Origin of the sequence: Gemmatimonas sp., assembly GCF_031426495.1 — a bacterium.
Taxonomy (GTDB): Bacteria; Gemmatimonadota; Gemmatimonadetes; order Gemmatimonadales; family Gemmatimonadaceae; genus Gemmatimonas.
The window spans coordinates 1-20,520 of record NZ_JANPLK010000049.1 but is presented as its reverse complement, the minus strand read 5'-3'; the positions used below and the strand labels follow the sequence as shown (position 1 = coordinate 20,520).

The window sequence follows — 20,520 nt, the reverse complement described above, 5'->3', positions numbered from 1 at the left end:
GGGCACCGCTCTCACGGAACAGTCAGCAAGCAAGACTTGGCCGCCGCGTCATCAGGTCGGCGGCGCCCGCTCCTCGGCGCCAGCGGCTCCGTGGGTTCGTGCGCAGCCGCATGGAGCAGCTGGTACTCCACACACGACTCCAGCAATTGCTCGTGCGACGCGACGCTCAGCACCGTGCCGCGGTTCATGACGCAGATCCGGTCCGCAAGCTGCGCACTGACAATGCGGTGCGTAACGAACACTATCGTCCGATCGCCGCGTCCTCGGACGATATCGCGCAGGATCTCGGACTCGACAACAACGTCAATGTTGGACGTGGCCTCGTCCAGTAGCAGGATACGGGCCCCCCGCAGCAGCGCACGCGCTAAGGCGAGGCGTTGGCGTTGGCCGGCGGAGAGACTCACGCCGCCTTCCGACACATCCGCGCGTAGGCCGCGCGGCAACGCGGCGACAAGATCCTCGAGCCTGCAGACGCGCATCACCTCTGCCAACTGCGCCGGCGTAACATTGCGCGCGCCAAGCGTCAAGTTGTCTTCGATTGTTCCGCGCACCATTCCCGCTTCCTGCCACACCACTGCCATGTGCGAGCGAAGCGAGCGCAGGTCGATGTCGCGAAGGCTTCTACCGCCGAGCAAGACCTCGCCGTCAACCGGTGCATCAAGCCCAGCGAGCAAACGGATAAGCGAAGACTTTCCCGCCCCGCTCGGCCCCACGACTGCCGTGGCAGATCCGCAGGGGAAGGCAACGTCCAGCTCCGACAGGGCGCGCAGCCCACTCGGATATGTCAGACTCGCCGCGCGCACCTCGAGCGCGCCGGCGAGCGGTATGATCGACTGTGGGATTTCGCGAAAACTATGCGTGGGGTCCAGCTCCGGCAGCAGGTCGAGATACTCGAATAGCCGTCGTAGCGACGTGGACGCGCGCTGAACATCGGAGAATAGCGACGCGAACTCCCCGACGGGGTGCGTCATGAACCCGAGATAGGCGCCGAAGAGGAGGAAGTCGCCGAGCGACAACTCGGCGCGCAGAATCAACGTCCAGCCATACCATGTGCAAAGAGCGGTGCCTAGAGCTCTGACAATGGCGTTGACGAAGGAAATGCGACTGGAGAGCCTCCCCGCGCGCAGCTGTAGCGTAGTGGCCTCTTGCGTGGCGTCGGCAATCCTGCGGTACATCGCCGATTCGGCGCCGGCGAGCTTGATGCTCCGAATCTGAGAAAACGCATCGACCTGCGTCGCATTGAGTTGCGCGCTCGCCTCTGCGCCGGCTTGCCAGTGCCTCCGAAGAAGGCGCCCGCCGGCTACCGAGACAATCGACGTAAGCGGCGTCGACAACAGGGAGAGCAGGGACAGCTTCCAGTTGACCATCAGAAGCAGCGGTGGCACAGCCATGAGATAGGTGCCACTCACCAAAACTGTCTCAAACACTTTGGTCAGGGTCGCAACCGCCGTGCGAATGTCGCTCTGTCGGCTTGTGATCTCGCCAACCCGTCCGCGATCGAAGAACGCTAGCGGCAGGTGCTGTACATGGTTGAAGTACAGTAGCGACAGCGCGCCGGTCATCTCTGCGGAGATGCGCTGCGCAAGATAGGACCGTATAGCAGTGACGAACGCGGTTCCGGTCGCGACCGCGACGATCCCGATAGCGAGAATCAACAGCAGGCTTGTGTCTCGATTCGGGTAGACGTTGTCGATGAGAGCGCGCGTGATGAGCGGCAGCAGCAGCCCGAGAGCGGCCAGCGCGACGCCCAGAGCGACGTTGCGCGCCATACCGCTCCAGTAGCGGCGGAGCAGCTGGAGCAATCGCAGCAGCGACGCAAACGACTCCGAGAGACTCATGTATCCGCGTCTCTGGGTACGTGCATGGCACTGCGCGGGTCGATGGCCTGGCTGCACATCATGGCGAGCAGCGCCTCCTGCCGAATGTCGACGCCCATGCGATTGTTGTGCATGTGCAAGAGACTTGGCAGCACATGCTGGATGCCGCCATGGGCCGTGAACGGTAGTGCGTCAGGCGACGCGCGCAGCTGGCGGCGATCTGACGCGAGGCGGAGACGGTGCAGGAGCGGCGACAGAATAGACACCAGATTGTCGAGCGAGACGGAGACACTCTGGCCAACTTCTAAGCGCCTGGCCGTCTCCGCGATGTTTGCACGAAACGCGCCTGACACGGTGCGCGCCTGCTCGATCACACTGCTTACGCCGTACAGTTCGTCTGCCACACGCGCGTACGACGCACCGTAGTGACGCAGGTACGCTCCGCACTGTCTGAGATCGGGAATGCAGAGCCAAGCAATTACAACCATGGCTAGGCAGCTGCGGCCCAAGCGTGTCGGGCTCCGTTGCTCTGGCGCGGTGTCGCGCAGGAACTGAACAACCCAGTCTGACGACGCTTCGAATATCGACTCACAAAGGGCCAGCCCAACTGGGCCGGCGTAGCGGTCAAACTCAGGCTCGTAGGGCACCGGCCGAACCTCGAGAGTGTGCTTCGGCGCCACGGCGCGGTTCCACCGCGATGCGTGCGAGAACAGCACTCGCTCGATGCCGGCCTCGGCGTCCTCCGTTCGCGGCGCCATACGCAGGCGCACATGTGGCCCACCCACCGGATACCGGATAAAAAAGTAGCGCTCGATCAACGCGCTTTCCCGAAGCTCGGCGACAACCGATGCGACCCAGTCCGCGATGACGCGATCGTAACTGTCAGCAGCCGGTGAAGCGAAGTGTACGTGATGACTCGTCCAGCGGCGGACGCGCCACTGATCGGTTTCGCTCAGTGCCGGTGCGGAGTCGGTCGGCTCGGTAGCGGTGTGAGGTATCATTGGAGCAACCTCAACGTGGCGGCTGGCTCCTGCCCACCCCACGACGTGTCGCGCGCGAGCTGCTCGCAGATCATGGCGGTGGCTGTGACAGCCGCAAGGCTGGCCGCTCGATAGACGACACCGTCTCGTCGGATCCTGGGGCTATAGGCCGTACACATCGCTCTCTTGGAATCGACGATCGTGACGGCAATTCCCGGATTGTCCGCGCGCGGTGCGACGCCGATTACACACGGAAACACGGCCGGAAAGCTGGCGGACGTGAACGATGGAGTGGACGCAACGAGAACGACGCCTCCTGATGCCGCTCGATGGCAACTGGCCGCCAAGGACGAACCTTCGCGGAAGTCTCGTGTGCCAAGGCTCATGTGGATAACCCGAGCGCCACGTTCTAGCGCGATCATGATGCCGCGTTCGATGGAAGCCGGCGTGGCTTCGTGGTTGCTATCGAACACGTGCACCGGCAGCACGCGGCAGGAGGTAGTCAGCATTCCGAGGAAGTCAATCACGAGCGTGCCGTGGCCGAATGTATCACCAGCCACCGGCGCGCAGTGATTCGCGATCATGTGTACAGGGAGCATCTTGAGTGGACCGACTGTTCGCGCGTAGCCGGAGTCGAGCACTGCCACCAATGGCGGTTGGGCGCGACGCGGAACATCGTCAAGCGCTGCGAACGGTTTTCGCGCGCGCATCACATCGTAGACGTCGAGTTCTGCATACTCGTTGCGCAGCACGTGCGCTTCGAAGGGGGACGCCGTTCGCTCGCTGGAGTTCGTGCACTCGCCACGCGCCGGTGACGTTGAGGTTTCGCGCAGGGTTGTCATGGTGGTGCATGGTGCATCGTCATGCGGCACGGAATGGACCTCCCTATTGGCGGATGAGGCGAATCGCGCGCCGTGCTTCGGCGCGCCGCACGGGGGCGCTGGCCGCGCCGATCGTCGCCGCGGCGACACTGATCGCGTAGTCCCCCGCCGGCAGATCCGCGAGGTTGAGCACCAGCCCATGTGGTACGACCGCCGCCCCGCGTTGCGTCCGCGCGGTAGCGCGAGGGTCGATGCGCTGGACGAGCGACATAGCCACCCCGTCGCTGCTCGCCGTGCTCTGTCCGCGGGCCAACGCAAACACGCGGGACAGCACGCTCGCGCCCGCGCTGGATGTCACCGTGATCGTATAGCGTACGCTCGTCTCTGCGGGCGCGTCCGCTGATATGCCGTACAACTCCCAGAAGAGCCCGAGTCGCCGTTGATTCGCGGTGAGCACGCTCGACGTGAGCATTTGCCGCGCCGCCTGCTCCAGCGTGAGCCCGCTCCCGAGGCTGTCGGCACTCGGGTCGAGCAGGAGCAGGTCCGAGAGAGCGAGGGCGCCACCGGTGGCGGCCAGCAGCGCTGGCGGTGGCCGCTGGCCGAAGCGAGCCCGCCAGACGTCATCCGCCGGTTGCAGCGCGGGCTCCACTTCTACGCTCATCACCGACGGAGTGAGCGTAGTGAGCCCCAGCAAGCGAAATGCAGCAGTGCTGTCGGCGCGGGCGGTGGCGATGATATCTGTCGTGCCAGGTCCCGGCGACGCGATGAGCGAAGCCTGCCACGCGCGAGTGTTTCCTGACGCGATGGAGGGGGGCGGCGGCGGCACCGCCACGGCGAGCACCATGAGTGAGTCGCGCAGGAAGTGCGCCAGTTGGGCGCTGGGCAGGTCGTGCAGCTGCGGCTTGGCGTCAATCAACTCCTCGGGAAACTCCGCCCGCAGATCAAACTGTGGTGGCGGGGCGCGCACGGCGAAGTCGGCCAGCGTCGCGTCGAAGGGGTTCGCGAGCGCGTCGCCGGTTGGGATGGTGCGGTAGTAGTCGCGCGTGTACTGCGGCGCGCCGAGGACGCGATACGGTGCGTCACCGCGTTGGATGATATTGAAATGATACGAGGTGTCGGCGCCTGGAGTGAACGCGAGGATTCGTCGCGGAAAGCCGTAGCGTAGCACGAGGGCTTCGGCCGTCACTCGCTGGTTGCGTGCGAAGTCGAGATACTCGTCGAGCCCCACCTGGTCGCGAAGCAGCACGTCGAGCACGCGCAGCTCATGGGTGAGCCGTCGAGTATTCACTGGGTCGCTCCAGCGGGGGTTGGCCAACCACCAGAGCGCTTCCCAATGCCGGCTGCGCGCTCCGCAGGAGAGCTGCTCCGTTAGAGGTGCCAGCCCACGCGGCCACACGGCATCAAGCCCATCATCGCGACACACGCCGGTCACATTGCGTTGCGCGCGCGCGTGTGCAAACAGTGAATCCGCTACGCGCAGGTCGCCGCCACGCGCCTGCAGTTGGGCGGCCAGTTGCAGGCAATACGGTGTGTCGCCACAGCGCGCCACTCGCTGCGCCGCGTCGTGTCGCGCCTGTACACTGGTCGAGAAGCGCACGCGTTGCCCAAGTGCCGCAGAGTCACGTGGGTTCCGCTCGAGGACGGCGTCGAGCGCATTCAGCAATCGATCTCGTCTCGCGGCCAGACGCTCTTGCGCCGCTGCCGGCAGTAACGGCACGATGGAACTCGTTCCGTCCACGCTTGGGGGCGCAGCAAGAGCCCAGTCCCAGAACGGACAGTAGCCTGGTTCCGAAAGGCCGAGGAGTCGAGTCCGCGCAATCCGATCACGAACACGAATGTCAAAGCGCAGCAAGTACCAACCGGTATCGGCTAGGCAGAACACGCGTCCATCAGCCAGCTGCGCCTCGATCGATCCGTCCGCTGTGCCCCCGGTTCGCAGCGGCAAGTTCCCCCCCATGAGCTCACGTACACCACGCCTCGAGGTCACGACCTCCATCCGCCAATCCGTGACATACGCTCGCACCAACGTGCGAAGCGCGAGGGAATCTGCTCCTCCCCGCTCCGCACCGTCGCGCGCCGAACGTTCGTGCTGTGCGCCTGCGCAAGACGAGATGGTCATCCCGAACGCACAAGCGAACCCGAAAAGTAGCATACGCATGGTTAGTCCGCCTCGCCCGGAATGCCGATTTCGCACAAGAACTCGATCCGATGGGCGCCTTCTCCGCCGCTCGACGATGCGGTGGCGTTGGTCGGATAGTCTTCCTCGATCAACACCAGCCAATCATCAGAACAGGCCGCGACACGAGAAAACAGCTCCACCAGCAATGGTGAAGAGAAGTCGATGAACTGCGGCTTTCGATCATCTTGCCGCGGCTGCCGCGTTGGACCGCTCGTGGATGCGCTCGCTGGCTTTGCATCCTGAGCTGCCCCGTTTGACGGCTCCGCCTGCGGCGCCACCTGGGCCGCTCTTCCCAGGCGACACTCCGCGAGTCGCACGAACACCCGCTCCGGGACGCCGTGCGCCAAACGCCACGCAGCCAACGCGCGCAACAGGCCATCTAGCGCATTCGATACTGCAACGGGAATGTCGCTGGGGCGGCAGATCCACTGCTGGCGGGAGACCACCACATGTGCGCCGATCACGAGCCGCGGAAAGCGTTGTACCCCCAATGGTCGAGAATTCGTTGAACGAGCGACACGCGCGCGATATGCAGCGACGCTGAGGTCGAGGTAGAAACGAGAGGGCGGCTGCAGGCGACGTAGCAATCGGAAGAGCCCTGGCCGCCGCATGTCGGTGAGGAAGCCGAGATCGAGGGGCGTGACGCGTGCCCCGGTGGTCCGATTCCTGAGGCACGGGGCCCGCCTCGTCGCGCCAGGTCCTACAACTTCCAAGGCGTCAACGGTGATTCGCGTAGCGTCGTCGGTGCGCGGCCGGGTGAACGGATAGCTGATCTCCCCGTAGCCAAGAGACGGGTGCAGGTTGGCATTGAAGTGGCTATCCAGCGCGATTTCGGCCGCGCCCTCCGGCCAGTGCGAGCGCTGCGCCGTTGACTGCGTGCCAAGGTTGTGTCGCGCAAAGAGGTGCAAGAAGCGGGATTGGTACTTGCCGAAACCAAACCCCATCATGGCTGCTGGCACAAACGCACGCCAATTGGCTTGCTCGTCGCCTGGGCACTCGAGCTGCAGGAATACGGACACTGATGTTGACATGCACTCCGTATGCGCCGCGTCCCCTATCAGTTCGTCCAGCTTCGTCAACGACAAATGCACTTCGCGCCGGGTGTCGGCGACCTTCGCCTCGCAGGCGGCAAGCCACCAGTCGAGCATCCGCCGCCGCGCCGCCGCCCGCGCCCGCACAGCGGGCACGTGTCCCAAGCGCAGCAGCTGCGCCTCGCTGTTCTCGTCAAACGCAGTGGTGCGCGACCCACGCAACGCCAGCTTGAAGTGGCGCTTGAAGGCCACCTCGTAGAACTCCAACAGTGGCACGGCCTCCCGCGCATCGCCGTACTCGCGAAGATACACCTCGGCGATAGCCTCTACGTCGTCCCGATCGTCCGATAGTAGGTTTAGCCGGCGTACCAGCACGCAGAGGGTTGCGAGGCACTGCTGCAATCCTGCTCCGACGCAAACTTCTACTGGACCCTGGAGCGAAGTGTCCTCGAGAGCCACCGCCTTGAGAGCCTCGACGCGGTCGGCGCCCACAGGCGCAAACGAGTCCATCAGCGCGCGTGTGCGGCCCACCAACGCCAGTCGTTCGTCGCCGCTCGCTGCTTCGATGGCGGCAGGCATTGTCGCGAGCTCCCGCAGCGATCCCGCCACCGCACTTGCCTCGGCAACCTGCAGACCTTCCAGCCAGCCAGCAAGCGTCAGGGGCCATGCCAAATCTTGTTCAGGAACGATCGGTGCTGGCACCACGGCACCCTCGGTCTTGAGGCGCTCCAACAAGGCTGCGATGTCGTCCGATTCGTACTCGGGCATTTCAACGCAAAGCGCGCTCAGCATCTGCGCGGTAGATGTCGGTTCGAGCCCGGACAGCGAAGCCACTGCCGCTACGACCGCGTCTATCGCTGGTGCCTTACACGACTTCTCGATTCCGCCGATGGTGGCCAGCCAGGTGATTGTCTGTTGCTGTAGCTCGAGCGTCTTGTTTACCTCCAGCGGCCAAACCTCGGTCACTTTCGGGATGCTCTGAATGTGCCGCAGTACCAGCGGCAAAAGTAGCTTGTTGAGCTGCACGTCGCGCAGCGTGTTCTGTAGCGACGGGAGTGCTACGCCTTCTGACGCGCCTTCGTTGTTCGCGAGAATGACGCAGGGCGTCACCTGACATAGCTGGCCAAACGGCGTGGTCTTCAGCGCCATTCGCGTGCCGTACCGCAGCAGGCTACGCACCAGATTCGGGCGCTGTTCGAGGTTGCGAGGCGCGCTGCGATGGAATCGGCGTATCTCTTCGAACAGCTCCTGATTGCTCAGAGCGAGGGTATCTGTGAGTTGTACGTCGTAGGTGCGCGCAATCAACGCATCCAACTGCCGCCGGCGCTCCTCGGTCACCGCGTTCCTGAGCGCGTCAGTCAATTGCACGAGCGCCTGGTGCGCGTCCAGTACGTCTTGTACCCGCCCGAGCAGTCCCGCGTCCGCAATGGCGGTTCGCAACAGCGCCAGCTCATCAACCGATATGACTGCCATATTGTGAAGTTTACGGCGGACGCGCAGCAGCAGGCGGCGGTCCATCGTTTCGATGGTGGGGATGACATTGTACAGACTCGCCGACACCTCTTTTGCCAGCTCGGTATGGACCGCCTCCTGAACGGCGATTCTCTCAAACAATTCGCTGAGGCGCGTCGATCGATAGCCGTGTATCGCCGACTCCGGATGGGCGCAGGTTCGCGCCAGGAGTAGCGCCCACACAAGGTCCTTTGCTTCGGCGCCGGGCGACGCCGGCGTGCACGGCTCGACCTCAAACGCGATGCCCGTGGGAAGGTCAGTCGACAAGGAGCGCCCCCGCGTTTCGGCATGCACGGATCTGCTGGGCAACCACAGAACGGAACGCCTCGGGATCCGCTTTCCGCGCGAATGTCAACAGCATATCGGCGATCTCCGCAGGCAACTGCGGTTCCCGCGCGGCGACCAATACCAAGCCGGCGAGAAGCCCAATCGGTCGACGATCGACGCTGGTGTATCGGAGCGTGTGGATTGAGACGCGCCACTCAGCAGTATTTGGCTCCAGCGTCGTCAACTGTCGCATGGTGGGCGCGACAAGTAGCCAGCGGCAGTCCGATACCACGACGCAAATGAGCGGGCTCGCACGGAGGCGACGAGTTCGTGTGTCGATCTCGCTGACTTTGGGTTCCGGCGACCATCCATCCATCATCTGCCAAGGATTTCGGCGTGACAGGTAGAGCTCGGCGAGTTCGGCGCGCAGTTGCTCGACGTCGGCCGGCAAGCGAATGCCCAATGAAACGAGGTCGATCGGATCGTCGGTCACCTGCTCCTCGCGCGCTGAAGAATCGTGCACGTCCGTCGATCGACTAAAAGGCATTGCGAAGAGTGCGGACAGGTCCCGTGACGAAGCGACAGTCGGAAATCGGTCACGCCGCTCTTGAGCGAAAAAGGCCGAACGCTCCGATGGCGAAAGCTCAAACGGCACCGGCTCATTGCCGTCCTCGCCGATGAGCAGCGGCGGTGCGCGATCGATGAGTGCCAGCAATCCGAAGGCGACGCCTGCCATGCCGGTCATGAGCCCATAGTTTGGAGGGAGCGACGGAGCGTCCTGACACCCCCACGCTGCCTCCCCTTGTGTCTCGAGGCGATTCAGGAATCGGTCGAGGTACTGCTCGACGAGCACGAAGGACGCGGAGTCGCCCAGCACGCGCGCGAGGCGATGCGCCGCAACCAAGTTCCCGGCGGCGCCATGACAGAGACAGGGATTTCCGACTTCGACTAAGAACGGGAGCGTTCGCAGCGTTGCTGAAAGCGCGCGCGGTATTGCTAGTGGGTGGCCAGCGCTTCCGATCAACGATCGACAGCGCCAACGTGCCAGGCCGATACCCGGCGCACCGTGGCACCACGCATTCATGAAATTCGGCCGAAGCCGTCGCAAGGCGCTCTGCGCATCCGATCTGCTGACGTACACCGATTCCCAGCCTCCGAACTTCATGCGGAAGTCGGGCCAACTGGCCTGACTCTCGTCGAAATGGTAATCCTCGTAGGCCATCGCGCGCTCGGCTCCGTAGGCATACGTGGAGTCACCGAAGTAGTGTGCGAGTTCCGCCAGTGCCACCGCATAGCCGGAAGCGCCGTGGGCGTAGCCAAGAAAGGGTCGTAGTTCGTCGCGGCCTTCGTTGCTCCAGCACCAGCCCTCAGGTAAGCGCGTGGCACGCTCCAGTAAGCGTGAGCCGCGGTCGCGCAGCCATGCGTCGACGGTAGACCGCTTGAATCGGCGATTCAGCCGGATCATAGTGGGGATCGCACCCGCGTCGCCGCTGATGACATCGTCTGAATCGCTGCGCGCAGCTGACGACGTCCAGCCGTCGAGCAGACGTTCGACCAGCAACGTAAGTACGGGCTCGTCGAGCGAGCGCGCGGAGGAGGCAATCGCGTAGAGGGTGCCGGTTGAACCAGAAAATAGTCCAGTCGATGCAGCGATCGCACCAGTTGCCGCCGTCTCCGCCGCAGCGGCAACGCTACGCGCAGCGGCGCATGCCACTTCGCGTTGCTCGGCCTCGTCCATCAGGTGGGAGAGGGTTGAGAGAAAGAGACTGACTCCTGCCGCTCCCTCGTAGATGTCGAGACCCATCACGCACGCAGGCGAACCGACTACTTGGCTATCGTTGCTCCATTGGGCACGCTGCGCCTGCAATCGACCCGACTCGGCCACAACGAGCGTTTCGTTCAGTTGACGCGCGATGGTGCATGCCATCTCGATGGCACGATTTGAGAGGTCTGGGTTTACTGAGTAGCGCCGATCAAGTTGTAGCACCATGTTCGTCTTTCCCTGATGTTCACAGCATGGCACATCGTCTTATGACTATCAGTTCATCTCGAGTGAAGTCCTGTCATGAAGCGACTCGACATGTGAATCGCTCGTTGACGGACCGACTCGACGGCACAACTTCTGGTAGTAGGGCTCTCTGATTCATGTGGTCCAGCGACTTCTTACTTTAGCTAATTGTCCGCGTACATCGCTCGGCTAGCCGAGATGTATCGCGCCTCAGCAACAGGCGTTCGTTGCGCAGTACGCGTCTTCCGTATGACTGTTGCACCCCACCATCCATTCAGTTGCGCAAAATGACGAGTTGGGGGGAAAGCTCGACCGGTCGCAGTGAGGGATGTTTGTCTGTCCACAATTATTGGTTTCGTTGCAGTTTTGGGAACAATTGAGCGAATCAGGAAGGATCGACTGGGCAAACACACCGCCCATTGCGGGGTGGAAGGCAGTTTCGAACGACTCAACTGTGAACGCATCCAGCTCAAGTTTCTTCGACATCGGTATGATTCTCCATGGAGAGTTTGAGTAAAGTATCCAGCCAGAGAGCCCCAACACCAATCGCTGTTTCCGCTACATCTTGGTCTCTTTCATGCCCGAGTTCTCGCGATCTCGGCATCGAGTGTCACTGCACACTTCGCTGAAAAACGCGAGTCGCGCTGGCCCTCTCGATGGAGTTCGTGGACGTGAAGCGCCAGCGAGCAGCCATTGCAACGGCAAGCGACAGTTTGGTTCGGTCAATCCTCAGACAGCCGATTGGCAAATGCGCTCTGCGACACGGTAAAGTTTGAGTATGACGCGTCCCCGCTGTGCGCTCCATGGTCAGTCTGGCATCGACGCGACCTCTCGGCTATCACCAGAAGTACCGATATTGGACATCTGCCAAGACCTCAGTGTTGATCGCAACTTGCACAGGCGCGTGTTTCGAGAGTTTCCTTCTTACGGGAAAGGCGCGCGCTGCTCATTTGCAATTCGAGGTAGTCCAGCGGGGCGCTACGAAGGCCGGCGCCGTCCGCTCGCGCTCCCTTTGTTGGCTGTATAAGGGTTGGGTCGAGGAGTTGTCTGCGAATGCGCGGACTTTGCGGACTCGATATTCAGGGCGGGCAGTCCCTGAGACACTAGACATGCGGAGCGCTGCATAAAGCCGTACACTGCTCGTACACGGTCAAACAGCCCGTCCGTTACCGTCCAGTCGGCAGGGGGCACTACACAGACACGTGGACAATTCCAATTGGCGTCGACACAAACCGTCAAGTCGGCAGAAACGGTCGCCACACGTTCAGTGCCATAGCTCGCACCCACGTTGCGCCATTGGCCTTCACCTCCGTCCAAGTGCGACCGGTGGTCTGTCGTACCAGCTCGTAGTATGCGGAAGGCGCATCTCCGCGGCGCAACGCCCAGTGGGCCAACGCGTTCCCGTTCGCGAAACGGTCAGCTAGCCACACGACATAGCACCAGTTGCGGAACGACTTGAACGGCGGCAGGCGCCTGTTCGCCAGCAGCTTGTGAAGTTCATTCCGATCGCGCACTCCAAGGGAACGGGCCGCGTCCGAAACGAGTAAGCCAAGACGACAATCTTCGAACAGCGGCAAAATGTCGCGACCGCGCTCCATCGTCGCCGTCCATTCATCCGTCGTGCAGTCGAAGGCATCGTTCATTCCAACTTCCTCACTGTGTTGGTGAGACCTAAATAGTTCACGGAGTTGCAGACCAATCGAATCGTGCGCACTGCCTAGCTTTTGACTGCTTGTGTGTGCGCGGCGGCCGCGCGATTGGAGCGTTGCCATGCAACCCGCGCCGCTGCCACCCGAACATCCCACTTCGTCCGGCTCTGGTCGATTGTCCGACATGGACCGGTAGCTTACCGCAGCCATCTACACCGCGCAAGCAAACGTGGGACGAGCGCTCTGTGACGGGACAAAGCGCCTTGGAGTTGCCACAACAAATGGTTTTCGGGAGTGCCGGGAAGCGAGGCATGCGTCGGCGCTATGGCGTTCCATCATCGCGTTACACTTTCGGAGATCTGGAATGCGACTGCGGAGCGCTCGACGTCGCCATGCTTTCCGGCGACGTGGGGCGGCGATGCGCAATCGATCCTGCCAGAAATGCTTGTAATAGTCCTTGTTCACGTACACGATGAACAGCGCGCGACTGGCGCGGAGCGGGTCGCAACTGCGCGCGCTACGCCACGCCTCTCGCGAGCTAGTGAGCGGAGATGATGCACGCGCACATCGTCGCCCTCGAGATGCGTCAGGAGCCACGCGATGGTGTCGTACGCGTCGGTGGCTTCGTCGACGGCCGCGCGACCCTGCGGCGCCCGCAGCGGTCGCATGTTCTCGAACGTCCCCTCCGACCGGTAGCGTCCGCGCACCTCCTGCGCCACGAAGATGTAGCCGTCCCGGAGCATGAACGCGTCGGGGGCAAGCGTTGAGGTAATGGTGGTGGAATCGTACGGACCCACGCTGAAGGGTGTGCGCTGCAGCACGATGGGATAGCGACGCGTCGGCGAGGCGTCGCGTGGCACATAGGCCACCGTCATCAACCGTGCGCCGTCGCGCATCGGCGCCAGCATCACCCGCTTCACGTAATGCGCCCGCGCGTACGTGGAGTCAGCGACTGGTGCGGCATCGCCTTGGGCCGTCAGCTGGGCAGCCGGTGCGAGCCACGACCATGCGGCACACGTCAGGACGCGGCGAAACACACGGCGCATCAGCGTCTCGGGGCAGGATGGGAGGGAGCCATGGAACCTTCTTCGCGCGTCAGGAAGTGTACGACGATTGGCGCCGGTGGCTAGATTCCACTGGTTCCTCTGACTCTCCAGCCTGCCGTCATGATCTCCGCTGCTCGTCGATTCGTCGAAGCGCTTGCCCTGGGCGCCGCCTGCGCCGCTGTCTCCGTGCTCCCCGCGCAAGCGACCGGTGGAACTACCGGAGGTGCGACCGGTGGCAGCAAGCCGAAGGCCACCGCGCCCAAGCTGCCCGCGCAGAAGCTGCCGGATTTCACCAAGGTGCCCACCAGCTTCGAAGGACTGTTCGCCGAACGCGAGTCGCGGGCGGTGGATGTGCTCGGCTATCTGCGCTGCCTCGAGGCCACGGTCAACGCGCTGCGCGCCGGTGCGCTCGGTGGGGTGGAACGCGGCTGGTCGCTCACTTGCATCAAGCAGAAGAACGAATGGCGCGGCATCTTCGGTGAGCTCACCGATACGCCCCCCGGCATGCAGGTGAAGGTCCAGTTCGCCCTGCGCAATCCCGGCCCCACGCCCGACTCGCGCAGTGGCATGGTGGTGCGCGATCCGGTGGATACCGTGCTGGCCAGCGGGACTGCGCGCGCACTGCTGCGTGGGCTCGCCGCCACTGCGCCGGGTAATGGACTTGGCCAGTTCGTGCCGGTCGCGCTCGCGCAGAAGAATTTCACCGAGGTGTGGTTCGTGCCGTCGGCCAATCGTCCCGAGCGCGCGGTGGTCGGCGGCGATTCGTTGATTCAGATGTCGAGCGACGGCATGCGCGAACTGGGACATGCGTCGAGCACGCCGAAAATGCGCGTCGTGTCCATCCCGATGGGCGGCAGCACCTATACGCTCGAAAGCAGTGAAGACCGCATTCCGCTGCTCACCGAGTTGATGTTGGCGCGGCTCGCGATCGATGTGTTGCCGGAGGTGCGGGTGAGGACGCGCGAGTACGATGCGATCCTCACGCGCTCCACCAAGAAGTGGACCTTCGTGAAACGATGACCCACACGGTGATCATGGCTTCGCTCGTAGCGCTATACTGGCACTCGCCCACGCAGGTCGGCAGCGATAACGTGCTGCCGCCCTGTCCCGACACGCCGAATTGCGTGTCCACCGAAACCACTCGCAGCGCGCAGCGCGTGCCCACGGTCGCGTTCACCGACACACCGGCGGCCGCGCTGGCCCGCGCCAAGGCGGCGCTGCTGGCCGAGCCGCGCACGACGATCACGGTGGAACGCGAGGGCTATCTGCACGCCGAGTGCAAGAGCTTGGTGTTCCGCTTTGTCGACGATGTCGACATCGTGGTCGACTCGGTGGCGCACGTGTATCGCTTCCGCTCCGCCTCACGGCTCGGGCGCAGCGATCTTGGTGTGAATCGCAAGCGCATCGCGCGGATCTCGGCGCGTCTCGCGCTTCCGGCGACTACATCGAACTGACGGAGTCGCATCGCATGACGCTGGTACTGCGCCCTGCTACGCGGGCAGACGTTTCCGTGATCCGGGAACTCATCGAAGGGTTGGCCGACTACGAGAAGTTGCGCCACGAGTGCATTGCCACCGACGCGTTGCTCGATGTCGCGCTCTTCGGTGCGCGACCGTATGCGGAAGTCGTGATCGCCGAATGGGACGGTGCGTCGGCGGGCTTCGCGCTGTTCTTTCACAACTTCTCGACGTTCCTCGCACGCCCCGGGATCTATCTCGAGGATCTGTTCGTGCGTCCCGAATTTCGCGGACATGGCATCGGCAAAGCGCTGTTGCAGTATCTCGCGCAGCAGGCCGTGGCGCGTGATTGCGGGCGTCTCGAGTGGTCGGTGCTCGACTGGAATGTGGACGCCATCGGTTTCTACGAGAAGCTCGGCGCGCGTCCGCAGGATGAATGGACCGTGTACCGCGTTACGGGAGACACCCTGACGCATCTCGCCAACGGAGCTCTCTGATCATGGACCTGTCTTCCTTCAGCCGGTCGACGCTCTCGCGTCGTGAGGCGCTCCAGATGCTCGCCGCCGGAGTTGCCGGCAGCGTGGTGCTACCGGCGTTGGCGCACGCGGCATCGGGTGACCACGCGGACCGTCGCCGCATCGGTCGAATCGGATTGCAGCTGTACACGGTGCGCAGTGCGCTGTCGAAGGATCTCGAAGGCACGATTGCCGCGGTGGCGGCCGCTGGTATCACCGAGCTCGAATTCGCCGGCTACTACGACAAGTCGCCGGCGTGGTGGTCGGAGCTGCTGAAGAAACACAAGCTCACGGCCCCCGCCACGCACGAAGCGCTGCCCGCCACCGATGACGGCTGGCCGGCGATCTTCGATCGCGCGAAGGGGATGGGCCACGAGATCGTGATCGTGCCGTTCGTGGGCAACGCGTATCGCGGGTCGCGCGACAATTGGATGAGGCTCTCCGAGCGGCTCAACACCGGCGCGCAGAAAGCCAAGGCGGCCGGACTGCAGTTCGCCTACCACAATCACGACTTCGAGTTTGCGCCGGTGGGTGACGCGACCGGCTACGACATTCTCACGGCGAACACCGACGCGTCGCTGGTGAAGCTCGAGCTCGATATGTATTGGGCGGTGAAGGCCGGTCGAGACCCGCTGGAGATCATGACGGCGCACAAGGGCCGCGTGATCTGCTGTCATGTGAAGGACGCCAGTGCCGCCCCCGAGCGGAAGATGCTCGATGTAGGCGCCGGCACGATCGACTTCAAGATGCTGCTCGACAAGGGTCGCAAGCTCGGACTGAAGCACTGGTTCATCGAGCACGATCAGCCGGCCGATGCGCTGGCGTCGATCAAGGCGAGTGCCGCGGCCATGCTCAAGTACTGAACGATGCCTCGATCGATGATGCGCCTTCGTGCCGCGGCGCTCGCCGCCGCCGCGTTGGCAGCAGCGCCCTTGAGCGCGCAGCGGGCTCCCGTCGGACCGGCGACGCGTTCGTACGTGAAGGTCGACACCAACGTACTCGCGCTGACCAACGTGCGCGTGATCGACGGCACCGGCGCGGCCGCACGTGATGGGCAGACGATCATCGTGCGCGATGGCCGCATTGCCGCCGTCGGTGCGGCGAGCAGCGTAGTCGTTCCCGCCGGCGCACAAGTCATGGATCTTGCCGGCAAGAGCGTGATACCGGGGCTGGTCATGGTGCACGAGCACCTGTACTACCCGGTGGGCGCCGGCACCTACGGCAACCTCACCGAGAGCTTCTCGCGGCTGTATCTGGCCGGCGGCGTAACCAGCATGCGCACCGGCGGCAACATGAACGGGTTTGCCGAGCTGCTGATTGCGCAGGCGATCGCGCGCGGCGAGAAGCCGGGGCCGTGGATCGACGCGACGGCGCCGTATCTTGAAGGGCCGGGCATGGGCTTCAATCAGGTCACGATCCTGCGTGACTCGAGCGATGCGCGCAAGCTGGTGGAGTACTGGGCCGATCAGGGCGCGACATCGTTCAAGGCGTACATGAACATCACGCGCGACGAGCTCAAGGCCGCCGCCGACGCGGCCCACAAGCGCGGACTCAAGATCACCGGCCATCTCTGCTCGGTGACCTATCGCGAAGCGGCCGACGCCGGGATCGATGATCTCGAACATGGCTTCTTCGCCATGAACGACTTCGTGCCGGGGAAGAAGCTCGACACCTGCAGCGGGCGCGGTGGCGCGGCCCAGAGCATGCTCGCGCAGGCCGACCCGGAAAGCGCCGAGGTGCAGGCGCTGTTCAAGTACCTCATCGACAAGAAGATTGCGGTCACCAGCACGCTCACGATCTTCGAGACGTTCACACCGGGCCGGCCGATGCCGCCGGGTACCGACGTACTCATCGAGCCGTTGCGAGAGCAGTTCGCGCAGCGCTACGCCTCCACGCAGCGCAACACGCAGTCGGTGTACGCGAAGGCGTTTCCCAAGGGCATGGCGATGGAGCGAGCCTTCGCCAAGGCCGGTGGTACGCTCATCGTGGGTACCGATCCCACCGGTGGCGGTGGCGTGATCGCGGGGTACTCGAATCAGCGCGCGCTCGAACTGCTGGTGGAAGCCGGGTTCTCGCCCCTCGAGGCGATCCGCATCGGCACGTTGAATGGCGCGACCTACCTGGGGCGCGGCGCCCTCACCGGATCGATCGTGGCCGGCAAGCTGGCCGATCTCGTGGTCATCGATGGCAATCCCGCCGCCAGCATTGGCGACATCCGAAAGGTGCAGCTCGTGTTCCGTCAGGGCGTGGGATACGACCCGGCGGTTCTGATTGAATCGGTGAAGGGAAAGGTCGGCTTGTGGTAGCAGCCTGAAGCTGTAGCTTCGCCAGACGCCTCTCCGTCCCCCCGCCTGCCGGAGCCGTTCATGGGTGAAGCCAAGATCCTTCGCAGTCCGCATCCGGACGTCGACATTCCCGACACGCCCCTCGTGCCCTTTGTGCTCGAGCGCGTGTCGGAGTTCCCCGACCACCTCGCTATCATCTGCGGCGTTACGGGAAAGTCGTATACATATGCGCAGCTGGCCGACGCGGTGCGGCATGTCGCCGCCGGCTTGCATGCGCACGGCATCAAGAAAGGGGATGTCGTCGGGATCGCCAGTCCCAACCTCCCCGACTTCCCCGTGGTCTTCTACGCGGTGGTGTCGCTCGGGGCGATCTGCTCGACGGTGAATCCGATCGCGACCGCCGAAGAAATCGGCGCGCAGTTCGCGGACAGCGAAGCGATGCTGATTTTCACCATCCCTGAGCTGTTCGAGAAGTGCTCGGCCGCCGCGCGCCTCGCCAGTACGGTGCGGGAGATCGTCGTATTCGGTGAGGCTGACGGCGCCACGCCCTACCGCGAGCTGTTCGCCCATGGTGATACGCCACCAGACGTGGACATCGACCCCGCCACCGATGTGGCGGCATTGCCGTATTCCAGTGGCACGTCGGGCATCCCCAAGGGCGTGATGCTCACGCATCGCAACCTCGTGGCGAATCTGCAGCAGATGCAGGCCATCACCGAGGTGATCGACAGCAACAGCCGGGTCCTCGGCGTGTTGCCGTTCTTCCACATCTACGGCATGGTGGTGGTGATGGGCGGCGCGCTGCGGCAGGGCGCGTGTATCGTGTCGCTCCCGCGCTTCGACCTCGAGCAGGTGCTGCGAGTGCTGCAGGATCACAAGATCCGCATGGCCAACATCGTACCGCCGATCCTGCTGGCCTTGGCGAAGCATCCGGTCGTGGCCAACTACGATCTGTCGCAGCTCAAGTATCTCTTCAGCGGGGCCGCACCGCTCGGTGCCGAGCTCGCGTCGGCCTGTCAGGAGCGACTGGGGCTCACCGTGCGCCAGGGCTACGGGCTGACGGAGACGAGCCCCGTCACGCACTTCCATCCCATGGATGACAATCGCGTCGTGCTCGACTCGGTGGGACCCTCGGCGCCGAACACCGAGTGCCGCCTGGTGGACCCGGCCACCGGTGAGGATTGCGCACCGGGGGAACGCGGCGAGCTGTGGATGCGCGGTCCGCAGGTGATGAAGGGGTACTTCAACAAGCCGGAAGCGACTGCCGCCTGCATGACGGACGACGGCTGGTTCAAGACGGGTGACGTCGCCGTCGTCGATGAGATGGGCTGGTACAAGATCGTCGACCGCGTGAAGGAGCTGATCAAGTACAAGGGCCTACAGGTGGCGCCGGCTGAGCTCGAGGCGCTGCTGCTGGGGCATCCGTCCATCGCCGATGCGGCCGTGATTCCCGTTCCGGATCCGGACGCCGGGGAGATCCCGAAAGCGTTCGTCGTGCTGCGGGCACCGCTCACCGCGGAACAGGTCATGACGTTCATCGCCGAACGCGTGTCCTCGTACAAAAAAGTGCGCCAGGTCGAGTTCGTGGACGCGATTCCCAAGTCGCCATCGGGTAAGATTCTACGCCGGGTGCTCGTCGAGCAGGAACGACGGCGCGTCTCCTCCTCCTAACTCTCAACGTCCTCGCTCAACGTCATGTCTTCTCCTCGTCTCGGTATCGGTTTCATCGGATCCGGCTTCAACGCGCGTTTCCATATGCAGGGCTTTCGGCAGGTGCGCGATGCCGACGTGCTCGGCGTTTGGAGCCCGAACGCGAAGAACGCCGCCTCAGCCGCGAAGTACGCCCGCGAACTCGATATCGGCGAATGCAAGGCGTACAAGTCCATCACCGAGATGGTGTGCGATCCGAAGATCGACGCGATCTGGCTGAACGGTCCGAATCACGCGCGCATCGAGAACGTGGAAGAGATCTGTGCGGCCGTGACCTCGGGCAAGGCAACGCTCAAGGGCATCGCCTGTGAGAAGCCGCTGGGCCGCACGGTCGCCGAAGCGAAGCACATTCTCAAGCTGGTGGAGAAGGCCGGCATTATGCACGGCTATCTCGAGAACCAGTACTTCTCGCCGCAGGTCAGTGTGGGCCACAACCTGATCTGGAAGCGTGGCGCTGCGAACACCGGCCGTCCGTATCTCGCGCGCGCGGCTGAAGAGCACAGCGGCCCGCACGGCCCGTGGTTCTGGAGCGGTGAGCAGCAGGGCGGTGGCGTGTTGAACGACATGATGTGCCACTCGGTGCTGGTGGTACGGCAGCTGCTCACGCCGCCGGGCGAATCGCTCTCCACGCTCGTGCCGAAGCGCGTGACCGGTCACATCGCGTCACTCAAGTGGTCGCGCAAGGAGTACGCCGCGCAGCTCAAGAAGACGATGGGTGTGGACTATCTCAAGAAGCCGTCGGAAGACTTTGCCAGCGTCACGATCGAGTTCGAAACGCCCGACGGTGGCATGGCGATCGGCGAAGCGACCACGAGCTGGAGCTTTGTCGGACCCGGACTGCGCCTCAGCGCGGAACTGCTCGGCCCCGAGTACTCGATGAAGTGGAACTCGCTCGAGTCGGGACTCGATCTGTTCTTCTCGCGCGCCGTGAAGGGCAAGACGGGCGAGGACATCGTGGAGAAGCAGATGGCCGAAACCGGACAGATGCCCGTGGTCGTGAACGAAGCCATCGCCTACGGCTACGAAGCGGAAGACCGCCACTTCGTGCGCGTCTTCCTTGGCAAGGAAGCGCCGCGGCTCACCTTCGACGACGGACTCGAGGTGGTGAAGCTGCTCATGACGGCATACCAGAGCGCGGAGGAAGGCCGTACGCTGGCGTTCCCGCCGCCTGGTCTCGAATCGTTCGTCCCCGCGGTGGCGCGGGGTGGGTGGCAACCGCGGTGATCGCGCCGCGGTAACGGCG

General features: G+C 63.7%; 15 protein-coding genes. 7 read left to right on the top strand and 8 right to left on the bottom strand.

Features of this window, described 5'->3' with window-relative positions:
* Positions 1-11: 11 nt before the first annotated feature.
* From RMP10_RS12515 to RMP10_RS12480, 8 genes are all read right to left on the bottom strand, one after another.
* Positions 12-1,838, bottom strand: a complete 1,827-nt coding sequence (locus tag RMP10_RS12515) for an ABC transporter transmembrane domain-containing protein (protein ID WP_310570577.1) — start codon at positions 1,836-1,838, stop codon at positions 12-14.
* Complete coding sequence (locus tag RMP10_RS12510; RefSeq protein ID WP_310570576.1) at positions 1,835-2,818, bottom strand: thiopeptide-type bacteriocin biosynthesis protein; 984 nt, start codon at positions 2,816-2,818, stop codon at positions 1,835-1,837. The genes RMP10_RS12515 and RMP10_RS12510 overlap by 4 nt, the downstream gene beginning before the upstream one ends.
* Positions 2,815-3,639 (bottom strand): S8 family serine peptidase, encoded by an 825-nt coding sequence (locus RMP10_RS12505; protein ID WP_310570575.1) that lies wholly within the window; start codon positions 3,637-3,639, stop codon positions 2,815-2,817. Before RMP10_RS12505 ends, RMP10_RS12510 begins: the two co-directional genes overlap by 4 nt.
* 43 nt (positions 3,640-3,682) lie before the next feature.
* A complete protein-coding gene (locus RMP10_RS12500) occupies positions 3,683-5,335 on the bottom strand; it encodes a hypothetical protein (RefSeq protein WP_310570574.1) in 1,653 nt (550 codons plus the stop codon).
* Between the two features lie 443 nt (positions 5,336-5,778).
* On the bottom strand, positions 5,779-8,607 hold the full coding sequence (locus RMP10_RS12495; protein WP_310570573.1) for a lantibiotic dehydratase: 2,829 nt from the start codon (positions 8,605-8,607) through the stop codon (positions 5,779-5,781).
* On the bottom strand, positions 8,597-10,411 hold the full coding sequence (locus RMP10_RS12490) for a lanthionine synthetase LanC family protein (protein WP_310570742.1): 1,815 nt from the start codon (positions 10,409-10,411) through the stop codon (positions 8,597-8,599). Before RMP10_RS12490 ends, RMP10_RS12495 begins: the two co-directional genes overlap by 11 nt.
* A gap of 1,439 nt (positions 10,412-11,850) precedes the next feature.
* Entirely contained in the window at positions 11,851-12,387 is a 537-nt protein-coding gene (locus RMP10_RS12485) for a hypothetical protein (RefSeq protein WP_310570572.1), read from the bottom strand.
* Between the two features lie 338 nt (positions 12,388-12,725).
* Positions 12,726-13,310, bottom strand: coding sequence for a CocE/NonD family hydrolase (locus RMP10_RS12480; RefSeq protein ID WP_310570571.1), 585 nt, complete (start codon positions 13,308-13,310; stop codon positions 12,726-12,728).
* Positions 13,311-13,430: 120 nt separating this feature from the next.
* On the opposite strand from RMP10_RS12480, the gene RMP10_RS12475 reads away from it, so the two are divergent.
* From RMP10_RS12475 to RMP10_RS12445, 7 genes are read left to right on the top strand one after another with little or no spacing between them, the layout of a single operon-like run.
* A complete protein-coding gene (locus RMP10_RS12475) occupies positions 13,431-14,330 on the top strand; it encodes a hypothetical protein (protein ID WP_310570570.1) in 900 nt (299 codons plus the stop codon).
* Positions 14,327-14,764, top strand: a complete 438-nt coding sequence (locus tag RMP10_RS12470; protein WP_310570569.1) for a DUF1499 domain-containing protein — start codon at positions 14,327-14,329, stop codon at positions 14,762-14,764. Before RMP10_RS12475 ends, RMP10_RS12470 begins: the two co-directional genes overlap by 4 nt.
* A gap of 14 nt (positions 14,765-14,778) precedes the next feature.
* Positions 14,779-15,264, top strand: coding sequence for a GNAT family N-acetyltransferase (locus tag RMP10_RS12465; protein WP_310570568.1), 486 nt, complete (start codon positions 14,779-14,781; stop codon positions 15,262-15,264).
* Between the two features lie 2 nt (positions 15,265-15,266).
* Positions 15,267-16,145, top strand: coding sequence for a sugar phosphate isomerase/epimerase (locus RMP10_RS12460; protein WP_310570567.1), 879 nt, complete (start codon positions 15,267-15,269; stop codon positions 16,143-16,145).
* Between the two features lie 3 nt (positions 16,146-16,148).
* Complete coding sequence (locus RMP10_RS12455; RefSeq protein ID WP_310570566.1) at positions 16,149-17,588, top strand: amidohydrolase family protein; 1,440 nt, start codon at positions 16,149-16,151, stop codon at positions 17,586-17,588.
* A gap of 60 nt (positions 17,589-17,648) precedes the next feature.
* A complete protein-coding gene (locus RMP10_RS12450; RefSeq protein WP_310570565.1) occupies positions 17,649-19,238 on the top strand; it encodes a 4-coumarate--CoA ligase family protein in 1,590 nt (529 codons plus the stop codon).
* Positions 19,239-19,262: 24 nt separating this feature from the next.
* Complete coding sequence (locus RMP10_RS12445; RefSeq protein ID WP_310570564.1) at positions 19,263-20,501, top strand: Gfo/Idh/MocA family oxidoreductase; 1,239 nt, start codon at positions 19,263-19,265, stop codon at positions 20,499-20,501.
* Positions 20,502-20,520: the final 19 nt, after the last annotated feature.

Excerpts from the sequence above, each read along its gene's own strand:
- RMP10_RS12445 (WP_310570564.1), top strand. The coding sequence starts at position 19,263 with ATGTCTTCTCCTCGTCTCGGTATCGGTTTCATCGGATCCGGCTTCAAC.
- RMP10_RS12510 (WP_310570576.1), bottom strand. The coding sequence starts at position 2,818 with ATGATACCTCACACCGCTACCGAGCCGACCGACTCCGCACCGGCACTG.
- RMP10_RS12470 (WP_310570569.1), top strand. The coding sequence starts at position 14,327 with ATGACCCACACGGTGATCATGGCTTCGCTCGTAGCGCTATACTGGCAC.
- RMP10_RS12485 (WP_310570572.1), bottom strand. The coding sequence starts at position 12,387 with ATGGCAACGCTCCAATCGCGCGGCCGCCGCGCACACACAAGCAGTCAA.
- RMP10_RS12475 (WP_310570570.1), top strand. The coding sequence starts at position 13,431 with ATGATCTCCGCTGCTCGTCGATTCGTCGAAGCGCTTGCCCTGGGCGCC.
- RMP10_RS12450 (WP_310570565.1), top strand. The coding sequence starts at position 17,649 with ATGGGTGAAGCCAAGATCCTTCGCAGTCCGCATCCGGACGTCGACATT.
- RMP10_RS12490 (WP_310570742.1), bottom strand. The coding sequence starts at position 10,411 with ATGGGTCTCGACATCTACGAGGGAGCGGCAGGAGTCAGTCTCTTTCTC.
- RMP10_RS12455 (WP_310570566.1), top strand. The coding sequence starts at position 16,149 with ATGCCTCGATCGATGATGCGCCTTCGTGCCGCGGCGCTCGCCGCCGCC.
- RMP10_RS12465 (WP_310570568.1), top strand. The coding sequence starts at position 14,779 with ATGACGCTGGTACTGCGCCCTGCTACGCGGGCAGACGTTTCCGTGATC.
- RMP10_RS12515 (WP_310570577.1), bottom strand. The coding sequence starts at position 1,838 with ATGAGTCTCTCGGAGTCGTTTGCGTCGCTGCTGCGATTGCTCCAGCTG.
- RMP10_RS12480 (WP_310570571.1), bottom strand. The coding sequence starts at position 13,310 with ATGCGCCGTGTGTTTCGCCGCGTCCTGACGTGTGCCGCATGGTCGTGG.
- RMP10_RS12460 (WP_310570567.1), top strand. The coding sequence starts at position 15,267 with ATGGACCTGTCTTCCTTCAGCCGGTCGACGCTCTCGCGTCGTGAGGCG.
- RMP10_RS12505 (WP_310570575.1), bottom strand. The coding sequence starts at position 3,639 with ATGACAACCCTGCGCGAAACCTCAACGTCACCGGCGCGTGGCGAGTGC.